We start from the raw sequence: 25,551 nt of genomic DNA on the forward strand, positions 1-25,551 counted from the left end.
CATCTGACCCGACCACCACCCGGATAGCCAGTCCGCCGATTTAGTCATATCTTGTCAGGGCGGCTCTGCCAGGGTGACAGGGCCCCTTCACGAGGTGCAACGATGAAACGAGCAATTCAGGCCGCCCTGCTGGCCGTCACCATGGCCGCCGCCGGTGCGCAGGCCGCCGACAAGATCACCACGGTCCCGGTGCAGTTTGCCAAGGGGGCCCACAGCGCCCAGCTCAAGGGCAGCTTCGCGGGCTACGACACCATCCATTACACCCTGGTGGCCAAGGCGGGCCAGACCATGACGGTCAAGATCGGCGGCAGCAGCAACGCCAACTTCAATGTCTTCGCCCCCGGTGCCCAACCCGGTCAGGCCGAGGCGCTGGGCCGCAACGATGGCGATGGCCAGTGGCAAGGCGCCCTGCCCGCCTCCGGCAAGTACCTGATCCAGGTCTATCAGATGCGCGCCTCCGCCCGTCGCGGCGAGCAGGTGCCCCACACCCTGTCGGTCAGCATCCAGTAAGCCCCACCAACGCGATGCCCGAGCAACCACCGTCATGCCCCTCCTGGGCTGGGCATGACGGCGGCCTGCTGGTAGGGTGGAGCCATCAATTAATCAACGACCGAGACACTATGCAACGCAAGACCCTGACCCTGCTGCTGGCCAGCCATCTGCTGGTGGGCGCCGCCGGCTTTGCGGCCGGCATCTATGCCCTGCCGATCCTGATCGCCCCGCCCGCCCCCGCCAACGAGCAGGTTGCCGCCCGGCAGGCTCAGGCCAGCTTTCACGGCACCTTTCGCCGGGATCTGCAAGACAGCGACCGGCTGCACTGGGGTGAGGGGCAGGTCAGCATAGGGCCCGATGCCATCAGCCTGATGGGCAGGCTGGCGCCTGGCCCCGACTACCAGCTCTACCTGTCGCCCACCTTCGTCGAGACCGAGGCCGACTTTGCCCGCCAGAAGGAGAAGATGGTGAAGATCGGGCCGGTGAAGACTTTCGACAACTTTATCGTCCCCCTGCCTGCCGACGTAAACCCGGCCGACTACGACAGCGTGATCATCTGGTGCGAGACCTTCGGCCAGTTCATCACCGCCGCCCGCTACCGCTAGCCATGCGGTCGGTTGCCGACCCCCATAAAAAAACGGCGCCGCAAGGCGCCATTTCGTCTCTGTCTGCTGCATCAGCCCGGCGGAAAATGGCCGCCAATGCTGATTACGCTGACCTGCTGCAGGGTGCTGTTGATGGTAAAGGCGACCCTGTGCTCCTGACTGAGGCGGATCGTGTAGATCCCCTTGTGCTTGCCACCCAGCTGTTCGTAGTGCATGTCACCCACCTTGTCGGCGGCGTTCTTGGGGTCCGTGCCTCGCACTATCTCCCGCCGCCACTCGTGGTATTTGCTCATGGCCGACGCCGTCACGGCTACGTGCTTGTCCTTGTTGTAGAGGATGCGAGGTTGCGAATCATCGATAGTCCATGCCATAGCCAGCTCCTATTTTTGGCTCCAAAAAGAACCAAACTATAGTGCACACCCGCCAGCCGGCCAGCCCGCCCAACCCCAACCTGTCTGTCTAAGTCACAATCTGGCATGCAAAACGGCGCCATCAGGCGCCGTTTTTTGTCGCAGCCTGCCGCGGCAGACCGGGGAGATTCAACCCCTTCAGCCGGTATAGACCGGCAGCAGGCCCGCCATGTTGAGCAGGTGGAAGGCGGCGGTCAGCACCCCGAACAGGAAGACGCCGACGATCATCGGCATGCCGCCCGGTGCGCGGAAACCCTCGTCCTTGCCCTCCTGCTTGCCGGCCCGCACCTTCCAGGCCAGCAGCGCCGGGATGATGCAGGTCCACAGGGTGGCCACGGCGCCCGCGTAGCCGATGGCCATCAGGAAGCCGAACGGGAACAGCAGGGAGAGCAGCAGCGGCGGCAGGAAGGTGGCGGCCCACGACTTGGCGCGGCCCTGGCGGCTGTTGTCGAACTTGAACAGATCCGCCAGATAGTCGAACACCCCCAGCCCCACCCCGATGAAGGAGGAGAGGATCGCCGCCATCGAGAAGGCGTTGAGGGCGCTGGCGACCGCCTCGGATTCGATCACCGAGGCCAGCGCCTTGAGCAGCACGTCGACGTTGCCGCCCTGCGCCACCACGGGCCCGAACTCGCTGCGCGGCAGGTTGCCGAACACGCTCACCAGCCAGATGAGGTAGAACAGCAGCGCGATGGCAGTGCCGCCGAGGATGGCGTAGCGGGCGCGGCGCTCTTCACCGTAGTAGGCGCGCATGGACGACACCGAGTGGTGATAGCCGAACGAGGTGAGCGCCACCGGCAACATGGCCAGCGCATAGGGGGCATAGCTGGCGTGCTGGCTCAGGGTGTCGAACAGCAGGGTCGGCTTGATGTTGATGGAGAGCCCGGAGATGCCGAACACGAAGCTCAGCCCCATGGCGATGACCAGCACCACGGAGATGCGATCCACCGCCCGGGTGGAATGCCACACCAGGCCGGAAAAGCCCAGGGTAAACAGGATGGAAGCCCACTGGCTGCCGATGCCGGTCATGCCGTCTATGATGAGGCCGGCCGAGGTGATGTAGGCGTAGAGCAGGATGCCGCCGACGAAATAGACGGTGAGGTTGTTGAAGGCGTTGACCTTCTCCCCCAGCAGCTCACGGGTGACGGTATCGAACGACACGCGCAGCGGATAACCCTGATAGGACTCCAGCAGCATCCAGCCGGAGACTGTCATCACTATCATGGTCAGGGTGATGGCCAGTACCGACCAGAGGGTCCAGGCACCTGCCCCCGCACTCGGCAAACCCAGCATGCCAGCCCCGACACAGACGCCGGCAATGATGCATGCCCCGCCTACCAACGATGGTTTCTGTCCCATTTACTTCTCCAAAGACGATTGTGGATCTGATCGCGACCGCGGACCGTTGCATTTGCTACGCCGGTTGTCATGGTAGATCGCGCTCATCTAGGTGCCGGCGCCCGGCGCTGGCTGCTTCGAAGGGGAAGCGAGGTGCGCTCAGGGCTGACTGCCGGCCCGGCACGGCTGCAGAGCCGCCATGTCGGGGAAGGGACTTTACCCTGCTCCCCCTCAGGTATCAAATTTGGGTGCATTTTCAGGCAGCCCGGCCCCTTTGGGCAGACCGCCTTTGACCGGCGTGTCGGTACTCAATGGGTCAGCTGCGGCAACAGTTGCAGCAGCTGAGCCCGCACCTCGAGTGGCGTCTGGCTGACCCAGATACCCAACAGGCCGTAAGCGAGCAGCGGCAGCACCAGCAGCAACAGGCAGAGCAGCCCCAGCAAACGTGGAGGGCTGAGCCGACGCCGTGGCGTGCCCAAATGCAGCGCATCGGCCCGCTTGGGGCAGGCGGCCACGCAGCTCAGGCAGCTGGTGCACTCGAGGCTGCGCACCGCGATGAGCTGGTGCACCTGGATGCGCGACGGGCAGGCCCGGCTGCACTTGTCACAGTCGTGGCCTGCACTGCGCAGGCAGCGGGCCGGGTCGCGGCGGATGCGCAGCACCGTCAATAGACCGAGCAGGGCGAGCCAGGCGCCATAGGGGCAGAGGTAGCGGCAAAACCCTTGCCGGAAGGTGGCGGTGAGCAGCAGCACCCAGCAAAGGCACAGACCCGAGATCAGAGTCAGGTTGAAGAAGAAGGCCCCCATCTTCATGTCCGCCGCCTGATGGTAGGGGCTGGTGAAGTAGCCGGGCAGGGCGGCGCCTGGCACCGCGATCAGCACGATGAACAGCAGGAAAGCGAGCACCATGAACTTCTGGCCGCGCAACACGACATCGAGCCAGCGCGGCGGGGTCCACTCCCCCGGCAACAGGCGACTGCGCAGGCCGTGCAGCCACTCCCCCACCAGCCCGAGCGGGCAGAACCAGGCACAGAATGCCCGTCCCAGCAGCAGGGCCGACAACGAGAGCACCAGCACAGTCACGGTAGCCGCCGGATGGTGCGGATCCACCAGCCCCTGCCCGAGCCAGGCCCGCAGCCCGAGCCCGCCGGCGATGGGCAGGAAGCCGTCCACCACGTCAGGGCGCACCAGCCAGGGGCTCATCCCCTGCCCCAGCTGCCAGACATGCAGGCCGTACTGCAGCGTCACCAGCCCCCAGCAGAGCAGCAGCAGCTGGCGCGTGCGTGCCCTCAGCCACTGGCTGTCGAGCGCCTCGATGGCGGGCAGCGGCCGCCGCTGGTGCCAGAGGGCAAGCGCGGCGGCCACCAGCCCCACGCCGAGCCAGAGCAGGCTGTCCGCCGCCAGCAACCAGAGCATGAACAGCAGGCCGAGGGCAAGACGCCACTGCCAGCCCGATCGCGCCTGCCACGCCAGCAGCACCAGATAGGCCAGGCCGGCGGCCATGGTCACGGCTTCGATCACGCTCATGTTTCCCTCACTGCCTCATCCACCACTGGCGGCAAGGATAACGGACATCTGAGTTGACTATTTTGATCTGCATGGGCAGAGAGGGACATTTGCGCCCAATGCCCCTCCCCATGTTTGGCCCTTATGCCTTGCGGCTGTTGAACAGCGGCTGGTCGGATTCGGCCTGCTCGGCCCAGAAGTGGATGTTGAAGCGGGCATCCTCCGACAGCTCGACCCTGTGCCAATACTGGGGCGGGCTGGTAGCAAACTCCCCGGCCCGGATCACCAGGCTTATCTCGGGCTCCTCGGCCTGTTCGTCCGCAAAACCGTGATAGGTGACGGTGCCCTCCATCACGCAGAGCTGGCCGAACACCCCGGCCGCGGTGTTGTGGTGGGTGAGCAGGGCCTGGGGCACATTCTGGCGGGTGAAGAAGGGGGTAGAGCGACGCACCACCCAGTGAGACGGTATCAGTTGCATGGCCATATCGGTTCTCCTCGAGTGGCCGGGTCGACCCGGCCGGTGCAATGAAAAGGGTTAACGGGGCAGCTGACGCAGCAGCGGGAAGGCGGCACTCATCTGGTCGCCCCCCACCACGAAACCGTACAGCTCGCCGGCTTCATCACGCGCCTCGGCCACCATGCCGTGGCTGTTCCAGCGGCACTGCCAGACGAGATCCTCGCCCTTGGTGCGGCCGGCCAGTTGCAGCGGGTAGCGCGGCGTCTTCACCTTCACCAGCATGGGCGGCAGGGTCAGCGGGGTCGGCGTGCCGAGCAGGGTGCGCGCCAGCGCATTGGCTCCCAGCACTATGGGTTGCAGGAAGGGGAGCAGCTGACCTTGCCACTGCACGCAGTCCCCCAGCGCGAAGATATGGGGGTCGCTGGTCTGCAGCCGATCGTCGACCAGGATGCCGCGCGCCACTGCCAGCCCGGCCCCACGGGCCAGGGCCAGATTCGGCCGCAGGCCGATCGCGGCGATCACCAGATCCTGCTCGCTGACGCGCCCGTCACTCAGGGTGACGCGCCAGCCATCGCCCGGCTGGGCATCTATCCTGGCGAGACCTGTCCCGAACTGCAGGCTGACCCCCTGGCTGCGCAGCGCCTGTTGCAGTGGCTGGGTCAGGGTGGCGGGCAGCAGGGCGCTGAGCGGGCTGTCAGCCAGATCCAGCAGGGTGACCTCGCGGCCATCGCTCGCCATGTCCATCGCCAGCTCGCAGCCGATGAGGCCGGCCCCCAGCACCAGGATGCGGCGGGCCTGCTGGATTGCCCCCTCGGCGGCGGCATACTCCTGCTGGCTGTTGAGGGTGACCAGATGTTCGCTGCCCGGCAGCTCGGGGCGTACCGCACTGGCGCCGGTGGCCAGCACCAGCCGGCCATAGGGGAATTCCCCCTGCTCGGTCAGCACCAACCGCCGGGCTGGGTCGATGCCGAGCACCGGGCAGTGGGGTAGCAGCGCGATGCGCTGCTGCTCGGCAAAGTCGCGGCCGCTCTGGCGGGTCATGGCTGCGGCGGCGCAGCCCCGGCTCACCACGTGGCTCAAGTCCGGCTTGTTGTACTCGTCGCCGCTGTCGGCGGTGATGAGGCGGATGGGCTGCTCGGTGTCCAGCTTGCGCAGGCTCTTGACCAGCTGCTGGGCGGCGAAACCGCTGCCGATCACCACTATTTCCCGGCTGATGCCGACGTCACTCTGCGTTGCTGCGTTCATACACAGGCCTCCACGGCACAGGGTTCAAATACCTCCTTGCCGATGCCGCAACCCGGGCAGAGGAAGCTGTCCGGCACCTGGGCCCAGGGGGTGCCCGGCGCAACCAGCTGATCCGGCTCGCCCTGGGCCGGGTCGTAGACCCACTGGCAGACGGTGCAGAGCATGGCCTGGTCGTCATCCCACTCGGCGACAGCCGCTGCGGCTTTCGGCTCAGCAGCGGGCATCAGGGGGGCAGGCGTCACGGCTGTCTGAGTTGTGGTGATCGGGCGGGGCGCGTCCAGCGGATGCAGCGCCCACTGACGGGCGAGCTGGCGGCCGTGCTCGCGGCATTCCGCCAAGGCGGAACCATCCGGGCGCCACTTGGCCTTGAGGGAGATGCTGATGTCAAAGCCCGCATCCATCAGCCGGGTCTGGATCCGGTCCACCGCGCCGCCGGTCCAGCCGTAGCTGCCGAAGGCCGAGGCCCGCTTGTTGCGAAAACGCAGGCCGGTGATCTCTTCGAGCATGCCCGCCACCTTGGGCATCATGACGTTGTTCATGGTGGAAGAGCCCACCAGTATCCCCTTGGAGCGGAACACCTGGGTCAGGATCTCGTTCTTATCGTGGCGGGCCACGTTGTAGATCTTCACCGCCACACCCGGGTCCACCTCGTGGATGCCCTGGGCGATGGCATCGGCCATCATGCGGGTGTTGTTGGACATGGAGTCGTAGAACAAGGTGATGCGGTCTTCCTGATAGTGGTCGGCCCACTCCAGGTATTTCAGGATGATCTGGGTGGGGTCCTCACGCCAGACGATGCCGTGGGAGGTGGCCACCATGCTCACCGGCAGGTTGAAGCCCAGCACTTCCTTGATCTTGGCGGTCACCAGCGGGCTGAAGGGGGTGAGGATGTTGGCGTAATAGCGCTGGCACTGCTCCATCAGCTCGGTCTGATCCACTTCGTCGTTGAACAGGTGCTCGTCGCAGTAGTGCTGGCCGAAGGCGTCGTTGGAGAAGAGCACCGCATCCTCTGTCATGTAGGTCATCATGCTGTCGGGCCAGTGCAGCATGGGGGTCTCGATAAATACCAGCTGCTTGCCGTTGCCGATGTCCAGGCTGTCCCCTGTCTTGACCGGGTGGAAGTTCCACTCCGGGTGGTGATGATGGCCAGTGATGGAGTCGATGGCGTTGTGGGTACAGTAGATGGGGGTGCCGGGGATGCGGGCCATCAGCTCGGTCAGGGCGCCGGCGTGATCCTCCTCGGCGTGGTTGATCACCACATAGTCGATGGCGGCGAGATCGATCTCCGCCGCCAGGTTCTGCACGAACTCGCGGCTGAACTTGTGATCGACGGTATCGATCAGCACGTTCTTCCCTTCGCGGATGAGATAGCTGTTGTAGCTGGTGCCCTTGTGGGTCTTGTACTCGGTACCGTGGAAGTCGCGTACCTCCCAGTCCCGTTGGCCGACCCAGTGGATGTTGTTCTTGACGTGAATGCTCATCAGGCAGTTCCTCGAATGCAATAGTGTATGTTCGACTGAACCAGCTATTGCAGCGGACGTGCCAATATGTAACTTGTTGTTTTTAATAGATACACACATCTATCATTGTCATTTAGACAGCCTCTCTTTATAGTCAAAATCACAAACACACTGTCATTTGGACAATCATCGTGATCTCAACCGACAGCCTGGCGCGCATCGCCCTCGACCTGCAACTCGGCATCTCCCATCAGGACCGCTTCCACCGCCTGATCCAGAGCGTGCGCAGCCTGCTGAACTCGGATGCCTCGGCCCTGCTGCGCTACGAGGGGGGCCAGTTCATCCCGCTGGCTATCGACGGCCTGATGCAGGACGTGCTGGGGCGCCGCTTCGCCCTCAAGGATCACCCGCGCATGGAGGCCATCGCCCGCGCCGGCGACGTGGTGCGCTTCCCTGCCGACAGCAGCCTGCCCGACCCCTATGACGGCCTGCTGCCGGATCACGACGACTTCAAGGTGCACGCCTGCATCGGCCTGCCGCTGTTCTCGGATCAGGCACTGATCGGCGCCCTGACCATAGACGGCATGAACCCGGCCCAGTTCGACGCCATCAGCGACGAGGAGCTGAGGCTGGTGGGCGCCCTAGCCGCCGCCGCCCTCAACAACGCCCTGCTGCTGGAGCGGCTCGCCCGCCAGAGTAGCGAGCCGCTGGTCCCCGGCACCCGGCCCGGCCCTGAGCAGCCGGAGATGATCGGCCAGTCCCCCGCCATGGCCCGGCTGCGCCATGAGATCGAGGTGGTGGCGAACTCGGAGCTGAACGTGCTGATCCTGGGGGAGACCGGGGTCGGCAAGGAGCTGATCGCCAAGGCGGTGCATCGCGGTTCCCAGCGCGCCAAGGCCCCGCTGGTCTACCTCAACTGCGCCGCCCTGCCGGAGTCGGTGGCCGAAAGCGAGCTGTTCGGCCACGTGAAGGGGGCCTTCACCGGCGCCATCCACAACCGGGCGGGCAAGTTCGAGCTGGCGGATCAGGGCACCCTGTTCCTCGACGAGATCGGCGAGCTCTCCCTGCCGCTGCAGGCCAAGCTGCTGCGGGTGCTGCAATACGGCGATCTGCAGCGGATCGGCGACGACACCCCGCTCAAGGTGAACGTGCGCATCCTGGCGGCCACCAACCGGGATCTGAAGCAGGCGGTGGTCGAGGGGCAGTTCCGGGCCGACCTCTACCACCGGCTGAGCGTGTTTCCGATCCACGCCCCGGCGCTGCGCGAGCGCCCCGGCGACATTCCCCTGCTGGCCGGTTATTTTTGCGAGCGCTGCCGGCTCAGCCTGGGGCTGGAGCGGCTGCGCATCCAGCCACAGGCGCTGCAGCTGCTTGAGCGCCACGACTGGCCCGGCAACGTGCGGGAACTCGAGCATGCCATCCACCGCGCCGCCGTGCTGGCGCGGGCCGAACAGGGCAGCCAGGCCCCGACCCTCGCCAGCCATCACTTCAACCTGGCGGCCGCCCCCCTGCCCCCCTCCACCAGCCCCGCCATGGCGCCAATGACCCCCTTGCCCGGCGGCCTCGGCCTGCGCGCCGCCACCGACGCCTTTCAGCTCGCGCTGATCGAGCAGACCCTGGCCGCCCATGACGGCAACTGGGCCGCCACCGCCCGCGCGCTGGAGCTCGACAGCGGCAACCTGCACCGGCTCGCCAAGCGGCTCGGCCTCAAGGCCTGAGGCGCCCATTCAGGGCCATCAAACAAAAACCCCCTCGCTGGCGAGGGGGTTGGCATATGCAGCAAGATGGGGGGCAGGCTAGCCGCGGGCGCGGCGCAGGTGGTAGTCGACGTGATAGTCGTTGGCATTGCGGAACATGATGGAGTAGTTGAGAAACTCGCCGTTCTCACCGTAGGAGAGCGAGGTGAGCCGCAGGATGGGCGCCCCCTGCTCGATATGCAACAGCTCGGCCATGCGCCGGTCGGCCAGCACGGCGCTGAAGCTCTCGTAGTTGCCGGCGATGGGAAGCTGGCACTCGTTCTCGATGTAGGCGAACTTGGATCCCTCCAGATGGGCCACCGAGAGGGTGCGAAACAGCCGCACCGGCATGTAGCTCTCCTCCACCAGCAGGGCCCGGCCGTCCACCGAGCGCACCCGGTTGGAGAAGTAGACCGGCTCGTTCACCTTGATCCTGAGCTGGCTGGCGATGGCGGGTGGGGCCGGCATGGTGCGAAACTCCAGCACCTCGCTGGTCAGGCTGCGGCCCTGTTCACGCATCAGCTCGGTGAAACCGCTCAGCCCCTTGGTCTCGTGCTGCACGTCCTTCTTGGTCACGTAGGTGCCGCTGCCGTGGCGCCGCTCCACCAGCCCCCACTCGATCAGCATGTCCACCGCCTTGCGCACCGTCATCCGCGATACCCCGAACTGACTCGCCAGGGTTTTCTCGCTCGGCAGGACATCCCCCACCCGGCAATCCGCCCCGTTGACCCGGATACGCAATCGATCCGCCACCGATTTGTAGATCACTGCTAGACCTCTCTTTACCCAGCCGGGGTGGCGGCCCATTTGCTCGCCTTTATTTAAACCAGCTGAAAATAAACAATTTTAAATTCAAATAACCCGATAAAAACGTCACAAAAACAAGACGTACAACAATATCGCAAAATTTAGATCTCTTTGTCTAAATAAGTGCATGCGCCGGATCACATAACCACCACATATTTCATGAGGGGGTTATCGCTTGTTGTTAGGTTCAATTCAGCAACACGACAACAGCAGTCAGACAATTCTCTAATAAAAAGGGACGCTATATGCTCAGTCAAATTCAACGTTTTGGCGGAGCAATGTTTACGCCTGTATTACTGTTTCCATTCGCAGGTATGGTGGTAGGCATTGCAATCATGCTGAAAAATCCCATGTTCGTGGGAGAAACGCTAGCCAATCCTCAGGGACTGTTTTTTCAAATAGTTCATATTATTGAAGAGGGTGGCTGGACAGTATTTCGAAATATGCCGCTGATATTTGCCATCGGCCTGCCGATCGGTCTGGCAAACAAGGCTCAGGCCCGCGCCTGCCTCTCCGTGCTGGTCAGCTTCATGACCTGGAACTACTTCATCAATGCCATGGGGATGACCTGGGGCGACTATTTCGGGGTCGACTTCAACCAGGCGGTCGGTGGCGAGAGCGGGCTGGCCATGGTGGCCGGCATCAAGACCCTGGATACCAGCATCATAGGTGCCATCGCCATCTCCGGCATCGTCACCGCCCTGCACAACCGGTTGTTCGACCGGCAACTGCCGGTCTTTCTCGGCATCTTCCAGGGCAGCTCGTTCGTCACCATAGTCGCCTTCTTCGTGATGATCCCCTGCGCCTGGCTGACCCTGCAGGGCTGGCCCAAGGTGCAGATGGGCATCGCCTCCCTGCAGGAGTTCATGCTGGTCTCCGGCCCGCTCGGCGTCTGGGTTTACACCTTCCTTGAGCGGATCCTGATCCCGACCGGCCTGCACCACTTCATCTACGGCCCCTTCATCTTCGGCCCGGCCGCGGTGGAAGGCGGCATCCAGCTCTACTGGGCCCAGCACATGCTGGAGTTCAGCCAGAGCACCCGGCCGCTGATCGAGCTGTTCCCCCAGGGCGGCTTCGCCCTGCACGGCAACTCCAAGATCTTCGGGGCCATGGGGATTGCACTCGCCATCTACGCCACCGCCGCCAGGGAGAACAAGGCCAAGGTGGCCGGCTTGCTGATCCCGGCCACCCTGACCGCCATGCTGGTGGGGATCACCGAGCCGCTCGAGTTCACCTTCCTCTTCATCTCGCCCCTGCTGTTCGCCATCCATGCCCTGCTGGCTGCCACCATGGCGACCGTGATGTACCTGTTCGGGGTCGTCGGCAACATGGGCGGCGGTCTGCTCGACCAGTTCCTGCCGCAGAACTGGATCCCCATGTTCCACAATCACGCCGGCATGATGTTTACCCAGATTGCCATCGGGCTGACCTTTACCGGGATCTGGTTCCTGATATTCCGCACGCTCATTCTGAAATTCAATTTGAAAACCCCGGGGCGGGATGAAAGCGAAATAAAACTGTATTCCAAGGCCGATTATCAGGCCGCCAAAAAACAGCGTGGCCATGATATTGCCGGCCATATCCTGGCGGCGCTCGGTGGCGCTGAAAATATCAACAGTCTGAACAACTGCGCCACCCGGCTGCGCATATCGCTACGCGATGCGGACCTGGTGGCACCAGATGATGCTTTCAAACAATTGGGTGCCCACGGCGTGGTCCGCCACGGTGACAGCATCCAGATCATTATCGGTCTGCATGTGCCCCAGCTGAGGGAAAACATGGAGAGCCTGATGAACAACCCCTCCTCCTCTTCTTTCGTAACGGAGTCATGATCATGAAAAAATTCTCTGTCGTCATTGCCGGCGGTGGCAGCACCTTTACCCCGGGCATCGTTCTCATGCTGCTGGAGAACCAGCACCGCTTCCCGCTGCACGAGATCAAGTTCTACGACAACGATGGTGCCCGCCAGGAGGTGATCGCCGAGGCCTGCCGCGTCCTGCTCAAAGAGAGAGCCCCGGACATTGCCTTCAGCTACGGCACCGACCCCAAGGCGGCCTTCAGCGGGGTGGACTTCGTGATGGCCCACATCCGGGTCGGCAAGTACCCCATGCGCGAGCTGGACGAGAAGATCCCCTTGCGCCATGGCGTGGTCGGCCAGGAGACGTGCGGCCCCGGCGGCATCGCCTACGGCATGCGTTCCATCGGCGGCGTGCTGGAGCTGGTCGACTACATGGAGCAGTACTCGCCGGATGCCTGGATGCTGAACTACTCCAACCCGGCCGCCATCGTGGCCGAGGCGACCCGTCGCCTGCGTCCCCACGCCAGGATCCTCAACATCTGCGACATGCCCATCGGCATCGAGGGACGGATGGCCCAGATCGCCGGCCTGCCGTCACGCAAGGAGATGCGGGTACGCTACTACGGCCTCAACCACTTCGGCTGGTGGACCCGCATCGAGGATCTGGCGGGCAACGACCTGATGCCGGCCATCAAGGCCCACGTGGCCAAACACGGCTATGTGCCCAAGCAGGCCAGCCACGCCGAGGCCAGCTGGAACGACACCTTCGCCAAGGCCAGGGACGTGTGGGCTCTTGATCCGGATACCCTGCCCAACACCTATCTGAAGTACTACCTCTACCCGGACTATGTGGTGGCCCACTCCAATCCGGAGCACACCCGCGCCAACGAGGTGATGGAGCACCGCGAGACGCAGGTGTTCAGTGCCTGCCGCGCCATAGTGGCGGCCGGCAACGCCGACGCCGGCGAGCTGGAGATCGACGAGCACGCCTCCTACATAGTGGATCTGGCCACCGCCATCGCCTTCAACACCCAGGAGCGGATGCTGCTGATCGTGCCGAACCGGGGCGCCATCCCCAACTTCGACCCGGAGGCCATGGTCGAGATCCCCTGTCTGGTGGGCAGCAGCGGCCCCGAGCCACTGCAGGTGGGCAACATCCCGCTGTTCCAGCAGGGCATGATGGGTCAGCAGGTGGCTGTCGAGAAGCTGGTGGTGGAGGCGTGGATCGAGCGCTCCTATCAGAAGCTGTGGCAGGCGATCACCCTCTCCAGGACGGTGCCGAGCGCCTCGGTGGCCAAAGCCATCCTGGACGACCTGATCGCCGCCAACCAGGAGTACTGGCCGCCCCTGCAATAAACGCGGGCCAAACAAAAACCCCCTCGCTGGCGAGGGGGTTTTCTTGTTGCTGGCTCTGCCGTGGCGCGATCAGCGCAGGGACTTGACCGAGCGGCGAACGATCAGCTCCGGCTGGACTGTCATCGACTCGACTTCCAGCTCCTTGTTGCGGATCCGGCTCACCAGCTGCTGCACCGCCAGCAGGCCGAGTTCGGCCTTGGGGTGGCGAATGGTGGTGAGCGGCGGGCTGGAGAAGCGCGCCATCTCCACGTCGTCATAACCGATCATGGAGATGTCGTCCGGCACCTTGACCCCGGCTTCCCAGGCGGCGCAGATGGCGCCGATCGCCATGGGATCGTCGAAGGCAAACACCGCGGTCGGCCGCGGGGTGAGGGCCAGGATCCGCTGCATGGCATCGAAGCCGCTCTGGCTCTCGTAATCCCCTTCGAAGATCTGCTCGTCTTTCAGGGTCAGCCCCTGTTCGGCCAGGGCATCGCGCACCCCGTCCAGCCGCTGCTGGGTGGTCGGCTTGGCCAGCTGACCGGTGATGCAGACGATGTCGCGGTGACCCTGCTCCAGCAGGTGACGTACGGCTAGGCGTGCCCCGATGCGGGCGTTGTCATTGATGACGTTGGCAAAGTCGCACTCGGTACCCCAGTCCAGCACCACTTGCGGCACATTTTTGTGGATGCGCAGCATGTCGCGCAGCGGGGTATCGATGTCGGTTCCCAACACCAGCAGACCGTCGACCCGCTTCTCCATCAGCATGCGCAGGTAGTGCTGCTGACGGGGCGGCTGGTTCTCGGTGTTGCAGAGGATCAGGCTGTAGCCCTGCTCGAAGCAGTACGCCTCCACCCCCTGCACCACTTCCGCAAAGAAGGGGTTGGCACTGGTGGTCACCAGCATGCCGATGGTCTTGGTCGAGTTTATCTTGAGGCTGCGCGCTACCGAGTTGGGCGCGTAGTTGAGTTCTGCCACCGCCTCAAGCACTTTTTGGGTTGCGTCTTCGCTGACCCGACGGGTGTGATTGAGTACATGTGAGACGGTGGAGATGGATACGCCTGCGCGGGAGGCGACATCCTTGATAGTGGCCATCTCTGTCTCCTGAAGATCAAAGGCGGAACATTAGCAGATTTCCCGAATAAAGGCTTGGTTTTAACGAGTGCTGCCAATGAATTGTCAATGCTGGCTAATCTAGGCGGTCATTTCTATTTGCGCAAACGGATTTTGGTCAAAATGGGAGCAGCGTCAGAGTAAAATATCGTCAGTTTTTTCATCTATCATTTATCGAAAGTGCGCCTTGTTGATAAGATGTTAATTGCCATCATCAGCATCAACCTCTAAATAGATAACTGTAATTAGATATTTGTTTCAAAAAAGCACTATTACCCCCTCTCTGGTTAGTATCTTTAACAGCTTGTTATTGCCCAGCGAGGAATGATAGAACCATACCTATTGCCGGACTGGCGGGATCACGGTTCGGAATGGCACACGGAAAATGAAACAATCCACTGATTAAGGGACGAATCGATGAATAAGTTGAGCAAAATGGCAGTCAGGGCAGCGGTTTCTATGGCCCTGTTCGGATCGGTCTCACTGGTCCACGCGGCGGATACCATCAAGATCGGCATCGCCGGTCCGGTCACAGGCCCGGTCGCCCAGTACGGCGACATGCAGTTCACCGGCGGCAAGATGGCGGTCGAGCAGATCAACAAGGCCGGCGGCATCAAGGGCAAGCAGATCGAAGCCGTCATCTATGACGATGCCTGCGATCCGAAACAGGCCGTGGCGGTCGCCAACAAGGTGATCAACGACGGCGTCAAGTTCGTGGTCGGCCATCTCTGCTCCGACAACACCCTGCCCGCCTCCGACATCTATGAAGATGAAGGCGTGCTGATGGTCACCCCCGCCTCCACCAACCCCAAGATCACCGAGCGCGGCTATCAGCTGGTGCTGCGTACCATCGGCCTGGACAGCGACCAGGGTCCGACTGCCGCCAAATACATCATCGAGCAGGTCAAACCCCAGCGCGTGGCCGTCATCCACGACAAGAAACAGTACGGTGAAGGCATCGCCTCCAGCGTGAAAGCGGCGCTGGACAAGGCCGGCGTCAAGGTGGTGGCGTTTGAAGGCATCACCGCCGGCGACAAGGACTTCTCCGCCCTGATCGCCAAGCTGCAGAAAGAGAACGTCGATTTCGTCTACTACGGCGGCTACCACCCGGAGCTGGGTCTGATCCTGCGTCAGGCCGGCGAGAAGGGCCTCAAGGCCAAGTTCATGGGTCCGGAAGGGGTGGGTAACAAGGACATCTCCGCCATCGGCGGCCCGGCTTCCGAAGGCCTGCTGGTCACCCTGCCGAACAAGTACGACCTGGTGCCGGCCAACGCCCCGCTGGTTGCCGCGTTCAAGGCCAAGGGTCAGGACTCCTCCGGTCCGTTCGTGTGGACCACCTATGCCGCGGTGCAAACCCTGGCTGCCGGTATCGCCAAGGCGGGTGAGGATGACCCGGCTGCCGTTGCCGCTGCCATCAAGGCCGCGCCGGTCGATACCGTGATGGGCCCCCTCAGCTGGGCTCCCAACGGCGACCTGAAAGGGTTTGAATTCGGTGTGTTCCAGTGGCATGCCGACGGTACCTCTACCCAACTCAAGTAATCTGCCGGTCGGGGTGACGTGAGTCACCCCTCCTTTCTTTGCGGGCAAGTACAGGGAACGCAGTATGTCCGAACACTTCCTTTACCTGGTTCAGCAGTTGCTGAACGGGTTAACCATAGGCAGCACCTATGCGTTGATCGCCATCGGTTACACCATGGTCTATGGCATCATCGGCATGATCAACTTCGCCCACGGCGAGGTCTACATGATCGGCTCCTATGTCGCTTTCATGGTGATGGCGGGGCTCATGATGATGGGCATCGACAGCACCTTTCTGCTGCTGGGGGGCGCCTTCCTGGTCAGCATCATCATCACCGGCAGCTATGGCTGGACCATAGAGCGGGTCGCCTATCGCCCGCTGCGGGGCGGCAACCGGCTGATCCCCCTCATCTCCGCCATCGGCATGTCGATCTTCCTGCAGAACATGATGCGGATGGCCCAGGGCTCGCGCGACATCGCCATGCCCACCCTGATCTCCGGCGGCTGGACCCTGGGTGAGGCCGACGGCTTCCAGGCCAGCCTCTCCTGGATGCAGCTCATCATCTTCGTGGTGACCTTCATCACCATGCTGGCGCTGACCCAGTTCATCGGCCGCTCCCGCATGGGCCGCGCCTGCCGCGCCTGCTCGGAAGACATCAAGATGGCCAACCTGCTGGGGATCGACACCCACGTGGTCATCTCCATCACCTTCGTGCTGGGGGCCACCCTGGCCGCCGTCGCCGGCGTGCTGCTCGGCATGTATTACGGAGTCATCAACCCCTACCTCGGCTTTATGGCCGGTCTGAAGGCATTCACAGCCGCAGTATTGGGCGGTATCGGCAGCATTCCCGGCGCCGTGCTGGGCGGCCTGCTGCTCGGTGTGGTGGAGGCGCTGACCGCCGGCTACCTCAGCACCGAATACAAGGATGTGATGGCGTTCGCCCTGCTCATCTTCGTACTGCTCTTTATGCCGACCGGCATCCTGGGCCGCCCGGAAGTGGAGAAAGTATGATGAAACGCCAATTCATTCATGCCTGCATCGCCAGCCTGGTGCTGCTGGTGCTCTCCTTCTGGCTGCTCGGCTTCAAGCTGGAGACCGACGGCACCCGCCTGCTGGTGGTGAGCCGGCTCGACGTGTCGCTGGCCTGGCTGCTGGGCGGTGCCACCCTGGTGTTCTGGTTCCAGATGCTGCGCGGCCAGATAAGCCGGCTGTTCCAGGCCTCCATCAGCGGCTTCTCGGTCGGCTTCACCAAGCTGGTGCTGCCAAGCCCGGAAGAGGCGCCCAAGCTCTATAACCTGACCGCCGTGCTGGTGCTGCTGTTTGCGGTGAGCTGGCCCTTCATGGCCTCCCGCGGCGCCATCGATCTGGCCACCCTCACCCTGATCTACATCATGCTGGGGCTGGGTCTGAACGTGGTGGTGGGCCTCGCTGGCCTGCTCGATCTCGGCTACGTCGGCTTTTACGCGGTCGGCGCCTACAGCTATGCCCTGCTCAACAGCTACTTCGGCCTCAGCTTCTGGGAGTGCCTGCCCATCGCCGGCCTGATGGCGGCCACCTTCGGCTTCCTGCTCGGCTTCCCGGTGCTGCGGCTGCGGGGGGATTACCTTGCCATCGTCACCCTGGGCTTTGGCGAGATCATCCGCATCCTGCTCAACAACATGACCAGCCTGACCGGCGGCCCGAACGGCATCTCCGGCATTCCCAAACCGACCCTGGGAGGGCTGGAGTTCAACCGCACCGTCAAGGATGGCGGCTTCGAAACCTTCCACGAATTCTTCGGCATCGCCTACAACGCCAACCACAAGGTGATCTTCCTCTACCTGATGGCGCTGGTGCTGGTGGTGGCGACCCTGTTCGTCATCAACCGCCTGCTGCGCATGCCGCTCGGCCGCGCCTGGGAGGCGCTGCGGGAAGACGAGATCGCCTGCAAGTCGCTGGGGCTCAACCCCACCATCATCAAGCTGACCGCCTTCACCATAGGCGCCTGCTTCGCGGGCTTTGCCGGCAGCTTCTTTGCCTCGCGCCAAGGCTTCATCAGCCCGGAGTCCTTCGTCTTTATCGAATCGGCCATCGTGCTGGCGATTGTGGTGCTGGGCGGCATGGGCTCCCAGATCGGGGTGGTGCTGGCCGCCATCGTGATGACGGTGCTGCCGGAGCTGGCGCGCGAGTTCAACGAGTACCGCATGCTGATGTTCGGCCTCTTGATGGTGTTCATGATGATCTGGCGGCCACAGGGATTGCTGCCGATGACCCGCCCGCATCTGGAGTTGAAGAAATGAGTACGCATCAGAAGTTGTTGGACGTCTCTGAGCTGTCGATGCGCTATCTGGCCGGATTGCTGGCGGTGACTTGCTCCACCCTGGACTGGGAGCTGAAAAAATGAGTACTCATCAGAAGTTAATGGAAGTCTCTGATTTGTCGATGCGTTTTGGCGGCCTGCTGGCCGTCAACGGGGTCAAGCTGGACGTGGACAAGGGGGAGGTGATCTCCATCATAGGTCCCAACGGGGCCGGCAAGACCACCATCTTCAACTGCCTGACCGGCTTCTACCGCCCGAGCGGCGGCATCATTCGCTACAAGGGCGAGGAGATCCAGGGGCTGCCCGGCCACCTCATCGCCCGCAAGGGAATCGTGCGCACCTTTCAGCACGTGCGACTGTTCAAGGACATGACGGCGGTGGAAAACCTGCTGGTGGCCCAGCACAGGCACCTCAACACCGGCTTTCTCGCCGGGCTGTTCAAGACCCCGGCCTTTCGCCGCGCCGAGCGGGAGGGGCTGGAGCAGTCCGCCTTCTGGCTGGAGAAGGTGGGGCTCAAGGATCTCGCCAACCGCGCTGCCGGCAACCTGGCCTATGGTCAGCAGCGCCGGCTCGAGATCGCCCGCTGCATGGCGACCCGGCCCGAGCTGCTGATGCTGGACGAGCCGGCCGCCGGCCTCAACCCCCACGAGACCGACGAGCTGAACGAGCTCATCTCCAACCTGCGGGACGAGTTCGGGGTCTCGGTGCTGCTGATCGAGCACGACATGAAGCTGGTGATGGAGATCTCCAACCGCATCTTCGTGGTCAACCAAGGTACCCCGCTGGCCCACGGCAAGCCAGATGAAATCCGCAGCAATCCGGCAGTGATCAAGGCCTATCTGGGCGAGTCGTAAGGACAAAAAGATGTTAGAACTTCGCAACGTATCGACCCACTACGGCAAAATTCAGGCGCTGCACGACGTCAGCGTCGAGGTGAAAGAGGGGGAAATCGTCACCCTGATCGGCGCCAACGGCGCCGGCAAGACCACCCTGCTGATGACCCTGTGCGGCGAGCCCAAGCCCAGCAGCGGCTCCATCTGGTTCGAGGGGGAGCAGATAGACTCGCTCTCCACCGCCCGCATCATGCGCAAGGACATCGCCGTGGTGCCGGAGGGGCGCCGCATCTTCGCCCGCCTGACGGTGGAGGAGAACCTGCTGATGGGGGCCTTCTTCGTCGACAAGGCCGAGCAGCGCGGCCTGCTGGATCAGATTTTCACCCTGTTCCCGCGGTTGCACGAGCGACTGGAGCAGCGGGCCGGCACCATGTCCGGCGGTGAGCAGCAGATGCTGGCCATCGGCCGGGCCCTGATGAGCAAACCGCGCCTGTTGCTGCTGGATGAACCCTCGCTGGGGCTGGCCCCCATCGTCATCCAGCAGATCTTCGACACCATAGAGCAGCTGCGCCGCGACGGCATGACCATCTTCCTGGTGGAGCAGAACGCCAACCAGGCGCTCAAGCTGGCCGATCGCGGCTATGTGCTGGAGAACGGCCACGTGGTACTGCAGGACACGGGGGCCGCCCTCTTGGCCAACCCGGCCGTCCGCCAGGCCTATCTCGGCGGCTGACCCATGAGCAGGGCCGACACGGCGCCGGATCACCACAGTTTCTGGCACGATCCGGCCCTGCCCTTCATCGAGGCGCGGGCAGTGCAGGATGGCCGCCGCGTCTGCTACGACAAGCACAGCCACCCCCACTTCTCCATCGGCGCCATCACCGGCGGCCACAGCCACTACCTCAACCAGCGCAGCCGGCAGGAGGTCGGCCGCGGCCACCTGGTGCTGATGAACCCGGAAGAGGTGCACGCCTGCAATCCGATTGCGGATGAACCCTGGTCCTATCTGATGTTCTACCTCGACACCGGCTGGCTGCAGCGCCAGCAGGAAGAGGCGGGGCTGGGCCACGAATTTCGCCCCTTCGACATGACCGCCAGCCGGGACCCCCTGCTCTATCAGGGGCTGTGCCGGCTCCACCGGCAGCTGTGGCAGGAGCCGGAGCCGCTCGCGCGCGAGGTGGCCTGCCACCAGTTCAGCCGTCAGCTGCTGGCCAGACTCACCCCGGCCAGCTGGGACGATCGGCCGCCGCAGCACCTGCAGCGGGCCGCCGAGCTGATGCAGGACGACTGCAGCAGCGCCCTCACCCTCGCGCAATTGAGCGCGGTGGCCGGGCTCACCCCCTCCCACTTCGTACGCAGCTTCAGCCGCCACTACGGCATGACGCCCCACGCCTACCTGCTCGATCAGCGCATCCGCCACGCCCGCACCCTGCTCAGGCGGGGAGAGCCGCTGGCAGAGGTGGCGCTGGCCAGCGGTTTTGCCGATCAGGCCCACTTCCAGCACCAGTTCAAACGGCGGGTGGCCGCCACCCCGGGCCACTACCGCAACCAGCTGACCCGGCCGAGTTAGCGCACCAGATAGACGGCGCAGAGCAGCAGCAACAACGCCATCGCCCGGTTGAACCAGCACAGCCGCTGCGGTACCAGCAGCACCCCCTGCAATCGGCTGCCAGCATAGGCCCAGCAGGCGATGGAGCACAGACAGATGACCAGGTAGAGGCCGCTGAACAGGGCCACCTGCCCCACCCCGCCCGCACTGCCATAGGCCCCCATCCCCATGCTGGCGGCGAGCCAGGCCTTGGGGTTGAGCCACTGCATCAGCGCCCCGTACCAGAAGAAGGGCGCCACCCCGTCGACCCCTTCCACCCGGCCGCTGTCCACCAGCAATTGCCAGGCCATCCAGCCGAGGAAGATTACCCCGCCCCAGCGCAGCAGCTCGGCCGCCGCCGGCCATTGCAACAGGGTGGCGCCCAGCCCCAATCCCATCAGCAACAACAGCAGGATAAACCCCAGGGTGGCCCCGACCACGTGGCGCAGGCTGGCCGCAAAGCCGTGCCTGGCACCGCTGCCGAGGGCGACCAGGTTGACCGGCCCCGGGGTGATGGACATGGCCAGGGCAAACCCGGCCATGGATAACAGCAGACTCGTCTCCATGAATAACGCTCGTATCGGTAAAAGGAGCCCCCAGCCTAGCCGGCACCCCGCCCCGGGTATTGAAGGAAATTGCGATCGGCCCCGGCAATAACCAGACACATTGCGGGCTTAGCGCCGGCACCCGCTTGCGGTAAACTGGCCCTCAATCACCTATTCGCAGGACATGTTAATGGACCAGTTTGCCCATATCAGTGCCCATGATGCCCACCAGAAGCTCAGCGCCGGTGAAGCCCGCCTGGTGGATATTCGCGACCCCCAGTCGTTCGAGACGGCCCACGCGGTCGGCGCCTTCCACCTCACCAACGGCACCCTGGTGCGTTTCATGAACGAGGTGGACTTCGACACACCGGTGATCGTGATGTGCTACCACGGCAACAGCAGCCAGGGCGCCGCCCAGTACCTGCTGCAACAGGGGTACGATGAGGTCTACAGCCTGGACGGCGGCTTCGAGGCGTGGCGCAGGGAGTTCCCGATCCAGGCGGGCGACGCATGATCCAGCTGCTGGTGCTCGACAATGCCCGCATGGCCCAGGCGCTGGTGGACTATCTCTCCACCCTCGGCATCTCGTGCGAGCTGACCCAGTCGGAGTTGGGGGTCACCATCTGGCTGGCGGACGAGCAGCGCCTCGCCCAGGCCCAGCAGGAGGTGAAGCGCTTCCTGGCCGAGCCGAGCCACCCCCGCTACATGGAGGCCTCCTGGCAGTCCGGCCGGGCCGATGCCCGCATCGACTACAGCAAGGGGATGAGCGACCCGGTCACCGACTTCCTCCATCAGGCGGGGCCGCTGACCCTGGTGGTGATCATCGCCTGTCTGGCCATCTACGGGCTCGACGCCATCGGCCTGCCGATCTTCGACGAGCTGGCCTTTCACCCGACCCTGGCCCAGTTCACCGACTGGCAGGCGTGGCGCTACTTCACCCCGGCCTTCATCCACTTCTCGGTGCTGCACCTGGTGTTCAACCTGCTGTGGTGGTGGTATCTGGGGGGCCAGATCGAACAGCGACTCGGCAGCGGCAAGCTGCTGATCCTGCTGCTGGTAGGCGCCGCCCTGCCCAACCTGACCGAGTTTTTCGCCAGCGGCCCGCTGTTTGGCGGCCTCTCCGGGGTGGTCTATGCCCTGCTCGGCTACTGCTGGCTGCGCAGCAAGTTGCAGCCGGCCTGCGGCCTCACCCTGCCACCGGCGCTGATGGGCTTCATGCTGTTCTGGCTGGCACTCGGTTTCTTCGATCTGCTCGGCACCCGTACCGCCAACATGGCCCACCTGGCCGGCCTGCTGGTCGGCCTGCTGCAGGGCTGGCTGGACAGACACCACCAGCCTGCCTGAGTTGCTGCAATCGGCTCGGCAGCCAATACGTCTGCTGATCTGGCCCACCCGGCTACGAGTGCTATACACGAAAAAAAACGCCGCCCCGAGGGGCGGCGTTTTTATTGGCCGACTGGCTTACTGCTTGAGCAGGGTGGGATCGGTCACCTTGACCGCAGTGCCGCCGCTCATGAAGAAGCTGGCGAACTCGGACTGCATCTCGGTGGTCACGTCGCCGCTCGGATCGAAGTTCTCGTCCGGTGCCAGCAGCGAGCTGTGGCCACCAGCCACGAAGCGGGCCGCGTTGTGGCTGGCCGCACCGGTGGCGGTCAGCGGTTGCAGCGCCAGCACCTTGAACAACGGCTCGGTGCCGCCCAGCGGAGCGGAGGCGATGCTGTTCGGGATCACCTGATCCGACAGGCTCAGCGCGCCATCACCGACGATCTCGGTGGCGAACAGCGGGAAGTCGCTCTTGATGCCGCTGCCGAGGTTGATCGGGTCAGCCGAATCCAGTACCGACTGGGCCGCGAAGCTGTAGCTCTGCAGCGTGCTGGCCGCAGCGGCCTGCTGGGTGGCGCTCAGGCTCGGCAAGAACTCGTTGACGAAGCAGGTCGGCACCTCGGTCTTGCAGCTGGGGGCGTAGGCGGTAAAGCCCGCTTTCAGCTCGGCACTGCCGCTGGTCAGCACGCCCATCTTGATGGTCGGACCGAAGGTCGGCGAGTTCAACAACAGCGGCGCTATGCCGCCACCCGGCATGGCCAGGCCACCGGTATCGAACCTGAACAGGGCATCCGCCTGGGCATTGCCGATGGACTGGTTGGCGACCGCCAGCAGGTTGGTGCCGGAGATGGCACCCAGGGAGTGGCCGAGGAAGTGCACCTTGAGGCTGCCGGCGCTGCCGATGGCACCCTTGGCATTGGCCAGACCGACCGCCAGACGCAGGCCCAGCAGATCCGCCACGCTCTGTTTCAGGTTGTCGCGGGCCACGGTCAGGTAACTCAGGTTCAGATACGGGGTCGGGTTGTCGGAGGTGGTGACTGTGTCCATGCTGCCGCTCAGGGCAAAGCCGCGCTCGCCGTGCAGCGGGTGATCGATCACCACCAGCGCCACCTTCTTGCCTGCCTGCATGCCTGCATAGATCTGGCCCAGCGCCAGCGCATAGGCGTTCTCTTTCACCGAGGTGACGCCGTGCTGATAGATGATCACGTCGGTGATGGTGTTGAGGGCATCCTTGGCGAAGACGCGCATCGGCACCGACTGCACCTCTTCCAGCATGGGCAGCGGGTTGAAGCGGCCGATGTTCTGCTCGGCATCCAGCGGCTTGCCGCCGGAGGTGAGAGTCACCCCGATCAGCTTGCTCGCCTCGGCCAGCAGCTCGCTCTGGCGGGTCGGATCGGCAATCAGCGTCGCCAGCAGGGCCGGGTCCACGCCCGCGCCCACCAGCCCGGCGATCACTTCGCTGTCGGACGCTTTCAGGGCATTGGCGATGGCGTAAAGGCTGGGGATGGCGCCGTGCCAGGACTGGGTCTTGGCCTTGTCCCAGGAACCGGCGGTGGCCGGCGAGGAGAGGAAGTAAGGCAGCTTGACGGTACCGGTATAGACAGTGGTCAGCTGGGCCAGCCCGTTGAGCGGGGCGCCAGGGCCGAAGGCGGTGGCCAGCGCATCTTTCTGCTCCTGCGGCAGGAACGCCTCGGCGTCCAGCTGGGTCAGGAAGGGGTTGCTGCCGGTCACGGCCAGGGTATAGGTACCCGGCAGGCTGGTGTTGCCCTTGGCATCCTGCTTCCACAGGGCGGCCGCGTCCAGGGTCGGGCTCTTCAGCACGGATGCCGCCGCCCCTTTCACCGCCACCAGCACATCGGCACCGGACTGGGTACCGAACCAATCGGAGAAGATGACGTGATCGGTGGAGACGCCGGTGGCGGCCTTGAACAGGCCCTCCTGCAGGGCGATCAGGCCGTTGATGGTCTGCTCCTGGGCATTGCTGCCGACGTTGTTCTTGTAGTTGCCGTAGTCGCTGCCGGCCTTGACCGCGTTGCCGTTGCTGTCCTTGAGGGAGTCGGTGGCCACGATCATGTAGTAGGAGGAGGGGTTCAGCGGTTTCATCGGCACCAGATTCAGCTTGCCAGCCGAGGCGGCCACCACGAAGTCCGTCCCGTAGGTCAGCACCTTCTTCACGCCGCTCGGACGCAGGGCTGTGCTGTCAAAACTCAGCTCCAGCAGGTAGAGCGGGGCCACCGAGGCGGCAAACTCGGCGGCCGCCGGTGCCTGGACAGTGATGCCGGACGAGGTGACGGGCACGATTTGGATGGCCTGGGTCGTGGACCAGCCATCCAGGGTCGACATGGCCGACACCGGGTTGGAGAGATCCGCCGTTTCGGTGGAGAATTTCAGGGTGCCATCGCTGGCGCGGGCCGCCAGGGCACTGGGGCGCACTGCGTTGGAACCGGTCAACAGATAGTCGAGATAGCTGGAGGTGTCGCCTTTGTTATCGTCACTGCCACCACAGCCGGCCAGCATAGCACTGACGACTGCGGCATAAATTAGCTTCTTTTTCATATCCTTATCTCTTTTTAGTTGTTATCCATGAAATGCTGACGGCGTTGGGTAAAAACCCGACCGGTACATCTTAACAGCAACGCAACAATTATTAAGTAGCTGGTCGGTCATCTGATCTGCTTTTTTTGTGTACAGCATCAAGGAATTGGAATAGAAACGGGACTCGATAGGTTAACAGCTTCATCCCGGATACCAGACCCGACCAGCGGTCACTTGTACGCCAGATGGCAAAAAGCGACCCCCGATCTCGGCAAAGCGGATCAATTGCCGGTAGAATGGCGCATTGCTTAAGGAGAACCACATGATCGACCCGAAGAAACTGGAAGAGATCGCCAAACAGGTGCACAACTCCCTGCCGCCCGGCATTCGCAGCATGGGCGAAGAGGTGGAGAAGAAGATCCGTCAGGTGCTGCAGTCCCAGCTCGGCAAGCTGGATCTGGTCAGTCGCGAAGAGTTTGACGTGCAGACCAAGGTGCTGCTGCGCACCCGCGAGAAGCTGACCGCCCTCGAGGCCAAGCTGGCCCAGCTCGAGCAGCAGCTCGGCGCCAAGGGCGAATAACACCGCCCCCATAAAGCAAACCCCAGCC

General features: G+C 63.6%; 24 protein-coding genes. 14 read left to right on the plus strand and 10 right to left on the minus strand.

Annotated features, from left to right (window positions below):
- Positions 1-102: 102 nt before the first annotated feature.
- Complete coding sequence (locus G5134_RS18885; RefSeq protein ID WP_005307387.1) at positions 103-510, plus strand: hypothetical protein; 408 nt, start codon at positions 103-105, stop codon at positions 508-510.
- 110 nt (positions 511-620) lie between these two features.
- The gene (locus G5134_RS18890) at positions 621-1,097 is read left to right on the plus strand and encodes a DM13 domain-containing protein (RefSeq protein WP_017788494.1); all 477 of its coding nucleotides are present in this window, start codon (positions 621-623) and stop codon (positions 1,095-1,097) included.
- Positions 1,098-1,168: 71 nt separating this feature from the next.
- On the opposite strand, the gene G5134_RS18895 is transcribed toward G5134_RS18890, so the two are convergent.
- The 6 genes from G5134_RS18895 to norV form a co-directional block, all read right to left on the minus strand.
- Positions 1,169-1,468 carry a hypothetical protein gene (locus G5134_RS18895; RefSeq protein WP_005307369.1) on the minus strand — a complete coding sequence of 100 codons (300 nt, stop codon included), beginning with the start codon at positions 1,466-1,468 and terminating at the stop codon, positions 1,169-1,171.
- A gap of 177 nt (positions 1,469-1,645) precedes the next feature.
- Positions 1,646-2,866 carry an aromatic amino acid transporter gene (locus tag G5134_RS18900; protein ID WP_005307366.1) on the minus strand — a complete coding sequence of 407 codons (1,221 nt, stop codon included), beginning with the start codon at positions 2,864-2,866 and terminating at the stop codon, positions 1,646-1,648.
- Between the two features lie 287 nt (positions 2,867-3,153).
- Positions 3,154-4,371, minus strand: coding sequence for a 4Fe-4S binding protein (locus tag G5134_RS18905; RefSeq protein ID WP_421232130.1), 1,218 nt, complete (start codon positions 4,369-4,371; stop codon positions 3,154-3,156).
- Between the two features lie 121 nt (positions 4,372-4,492).
- Positions 4,493-4,834 (minus strand): DUF1971 domain-containing protein, encoded by a 342-nt coding sequence (locus G5134_RS18910; RefSeq protein ID WP_011704149.1) that lies wholly within the window; start codon positions 4,832-4,834, stop codon positions 4,493-4,495.
- A 51-nt stretch (positions 4,835-4,885) separates the two neighbouring features.
- A complete protein-coding gene (gene norW / locus G5134_RS18915) occupies positions 4,886-6,052 on the minus strand; it encodes an NADH:flavorubredoxin reductase NorW (RefSeq protein WP_019840748.1) in 1,167 nt (388 codons plus the stop codon).
- Positions 6,049-7,533 (minus strand): anaerobic nitric oxide reductase flavorubredoxin, encoded by a 1,485-nt coding sequence (norV, locus tag G5134_RS18920; RefSeq protein WP_421232131.1) that lies wholly within the window; start codon positions 7,531-7,533, stop codon positions 6,049-6,051. Before norV ends, norW begins: the two co-directional genes overlap by 4 nt.
- Before the next feature lie 170 nt (positions 7,534-7,703).
- Between norV and norR the strand changes: the two genes are divergently transcribed.
- Positions 7,704-9,230, plus strand: coding sequence for a nitric oxide reductase transcriptional regulator NorR (gene norR, locus G5134_RS18925; protein WP_065017797.1), 1,527 nt, complete (start codon positions 7,704-7,706; stop codon positions 9,228-9,230).
- 78 nt (positions 9,231-9,308) lie between these two features.
- Here norR and G5134_RS18930 read toward each other — a convergent pair whose 3' ends face one another.
- The gene (locus tag G5134_RS18930; RefSeq protein ID WP_010635556.1) at positions 9,309-10,016 is read right to left on the minus strand and encodes a GntR family transcriptional regulator; all 708 of its coding nucleotides are present in this window, start codon (positions 10,014-10,016) and stop codon (positions 9,309-9,311) included.
- 284 nt (positions 10,017-10,300) lie between these two features.
- Here G5134_RS18930 and G5134_RS18935 point away from each other — a divergent pair, with 284 nt between their 5' ends.
- Positions 10,301-11,887 (plus strand): alpha-glucoside-specific PTS transporter subunit IIBC, encoded by a 1,587-nt coding sequence (locus tag G5134_RS18935; RefSeq protein WP_065017798.1) that lies wholly within the window; start codon positions 10,301-10,303, stop codon positions 11,885-11,887.
- 2 nt (positions 11,888-11,889) lie between these two features.
- Positions 11,890-13,209, plus strand: a complete 1,320-nt coding sequence (locus tag G5134_RS18940) for a 6-phospho-alpha-glucosidase (protein WP_065017799.1) — start codon at positions 11,890-11,892, stop codon at positions 13,207-13,209.
- A gap of 69 nt (positions 13,210-13,278) precedes the next feature.
- Here G5134_RS18940 and G5134_RS18945 read toward each other — a convergent pair whose 3' ends face one another.
- Entirely contained in the window at positions 13,279-14,283 is a 1,005-nt protein-coding gene (locus G5134_RS18945) for a substrate-binding domain-containing protein (protein ID WP_017780582.1), read from the minus strand.
- A gap of 435 nt (positions 14,284-14,718) precedes the next feature.
- Here G5134_RS18945 and G5134_RS18950 point away from each other — a divergent pair, with 435 nt between their 5' ends.
- The 6 genes from G5134_RS18950 to G5134_RS18975 all read left to right on the plus strand — a co-directional run bounded on the left by G5134_RS18950 (position 14,719) and on the right by G5134_RS18975 (position 20,522).
- The gene (locus G5134_RS18950) at positions 14,719-15,840 is read left to right on the plus strand and encodes a branched-chain amino acid ABC transporter substrate-binding protein (RefSeq protein ID WP_005307334.1); all 1,122 of its coding nucleotides are present in this window, start codon (positions 14,719-14,721) and stop codon (positions 15,838-15,840) included.
- A gap of 64 nt (positions 15,841-15,904) precedes the next feature.
- Positions 15,905-16,831, plus strand: coding sequence for a high-affinity branched-chain amino acid ABC transporter permease LivH (livH, locus tag G5134_RS18955; protein WP_005307331.1), 927 nt, complete (start codon positions 15,905-15,907; stop codon positions 16,829-16,831).
- On the plus strand, positions 16,831-18,099 hold the full coding sequence (locus G5134_RS18960; protein ID WP_019841062.1) for a high-affinity branched-chain amino acid ABC transporter permease LivM: 1,269 nt from the start codon (positions 16,831-16,833) through the stop codon (positions 18,097-18,099). The genes livH and G5134_RS18960 overlap by 1 nt, the downstream gene beginning before the upstream one ends.
- A gap of 100 nt (positions 18,100-18,199) precedes the next feature.
- Positions 18,200-18,973 carry a high-affinity branched-chain amino acid ABC transporter ATP-binding protein LivG gene (gene livG, locus G5134_RS18965; protein ID WP_017784663.1) on the plus strand — a complete coding sequence of 258 codons (774 nt, stop codon included), beginning with the start codon at positions 18,200-18,202 and terminating at the stop codon, positions 18,971-18,973.
- A gap of 10 nt (positions 18,974-18,983) precedes the next feature.
- Positions 18,984-19,685, plus strand: a complete 702-nt coding sequence (locus tag G5134_RS18970; protein ID WP_005307325.1) for an ABC transporter ATP-binding protein — start codon at positions 18,984-18,986, stop codon at positions 19,683-19,685.
- A 3-nt stretch (positions 19,686-19,688) separates the two neighbouring features.
- Entirely contained in the window at positions 19,689-20,522 is an 834-nt protein-coding gene (locus tag G5134_RS18975) for an AraC family transcriptional regulator (RefSeq protein WP_065017800.1), read from the plus strand.
- Here G5134_RS18975 and G5134_RS18980 read toward each other — a convergent pair.
- A complete protein-coding gene (locus tag G5134_RS18980; protein WP_082970049.1) occupies positions 20,519-21,205 on the minus strand; it encodes a LysE family translocator in 687 nt (228 codons plus the stop codon). The two genes, G5134_RS18975 and G5134_RS18980, sit on opposite strands and share 4 nt — an antisense overlap.
- 70 nt (positions 21,206-21,275) lie before the next feature.
- On the opposite strand from G5134_RS18980, the gene glpE reads away from it, so the two are divergent.
- The gene (gene glpE, locus G5134_RS18985) at positions 21,276-21,599 is read left to right on the plus strand and encodes a thiosulfate sulfurtransferase GlpE (protein ID WP_005307320.1); all 324 of its coding nucleotides are present in this window, start codon (positions 21,276-21,278) and stop codon (positions 21,597-21,599) included.
- The gene (gene glpG / locus G5134_RS18990) at positions 21,596-22,429 is read left to right on the plus strand and encodes a rhomboid family intramembrane serine protease GlpG (RefSeq protein ID WP_065017802.1); all 834 of its coding nucleotides are present in this window, start codon (positions 21,596-21,598) and stop codon (positions 22,427-22,429) included. Before glpE ends, glpG begins: the two co-directional genes overlap by 4 nt.
- Before the next feature lie 117 nt (positions 22,430-22,546).
- On the opposite strand, the gene G5134_RS18995 is transcribed toward glpG, so the two are convergent.
- Positions 22,547-24,964 carry a VolA/Pla-1 family phospholipase gene (locus G5134_RS18995; protein ID WP_065017803.1) on the minus strand — a complete coding sequence of 806 codons (2,418 nt, stop codon included), beginning with the start codon at positions 24,962-24,964 and terminating at the stop codon, positions 22,547-22,549.
- Between the two features lie 301 nt (positions 24,965-25,265).
- Here G5134_RS18995 and ubiK point away from each other — a divergent pair, with 301 nt between their 5' ends.
- The gene (gene ubiK / locus G5134_RS19000) at positions 25,266-25,523 is read left to right on the plus strand and encodes a ubiquinone biosynthesis accessory factor UbiK (protein ID WP_005307315.1); all 258 of its coding nucleotides are present in this window, start codon (positions 25,266-25,268) and stop codon (positions 25,521-25,523) included.
- Positions 25,524-25,551: the final 28 nt, after the last annotated feature.

This window comes from Aeromonas sp. 600276, assembly GCF_049175815.1.
GTDB lineage: Bacteria > Pseudomonadota > Gammaproteobacteria > Enterobacterales > Aeromonadaceae > Aeromonas > Aeromonas dhakensis.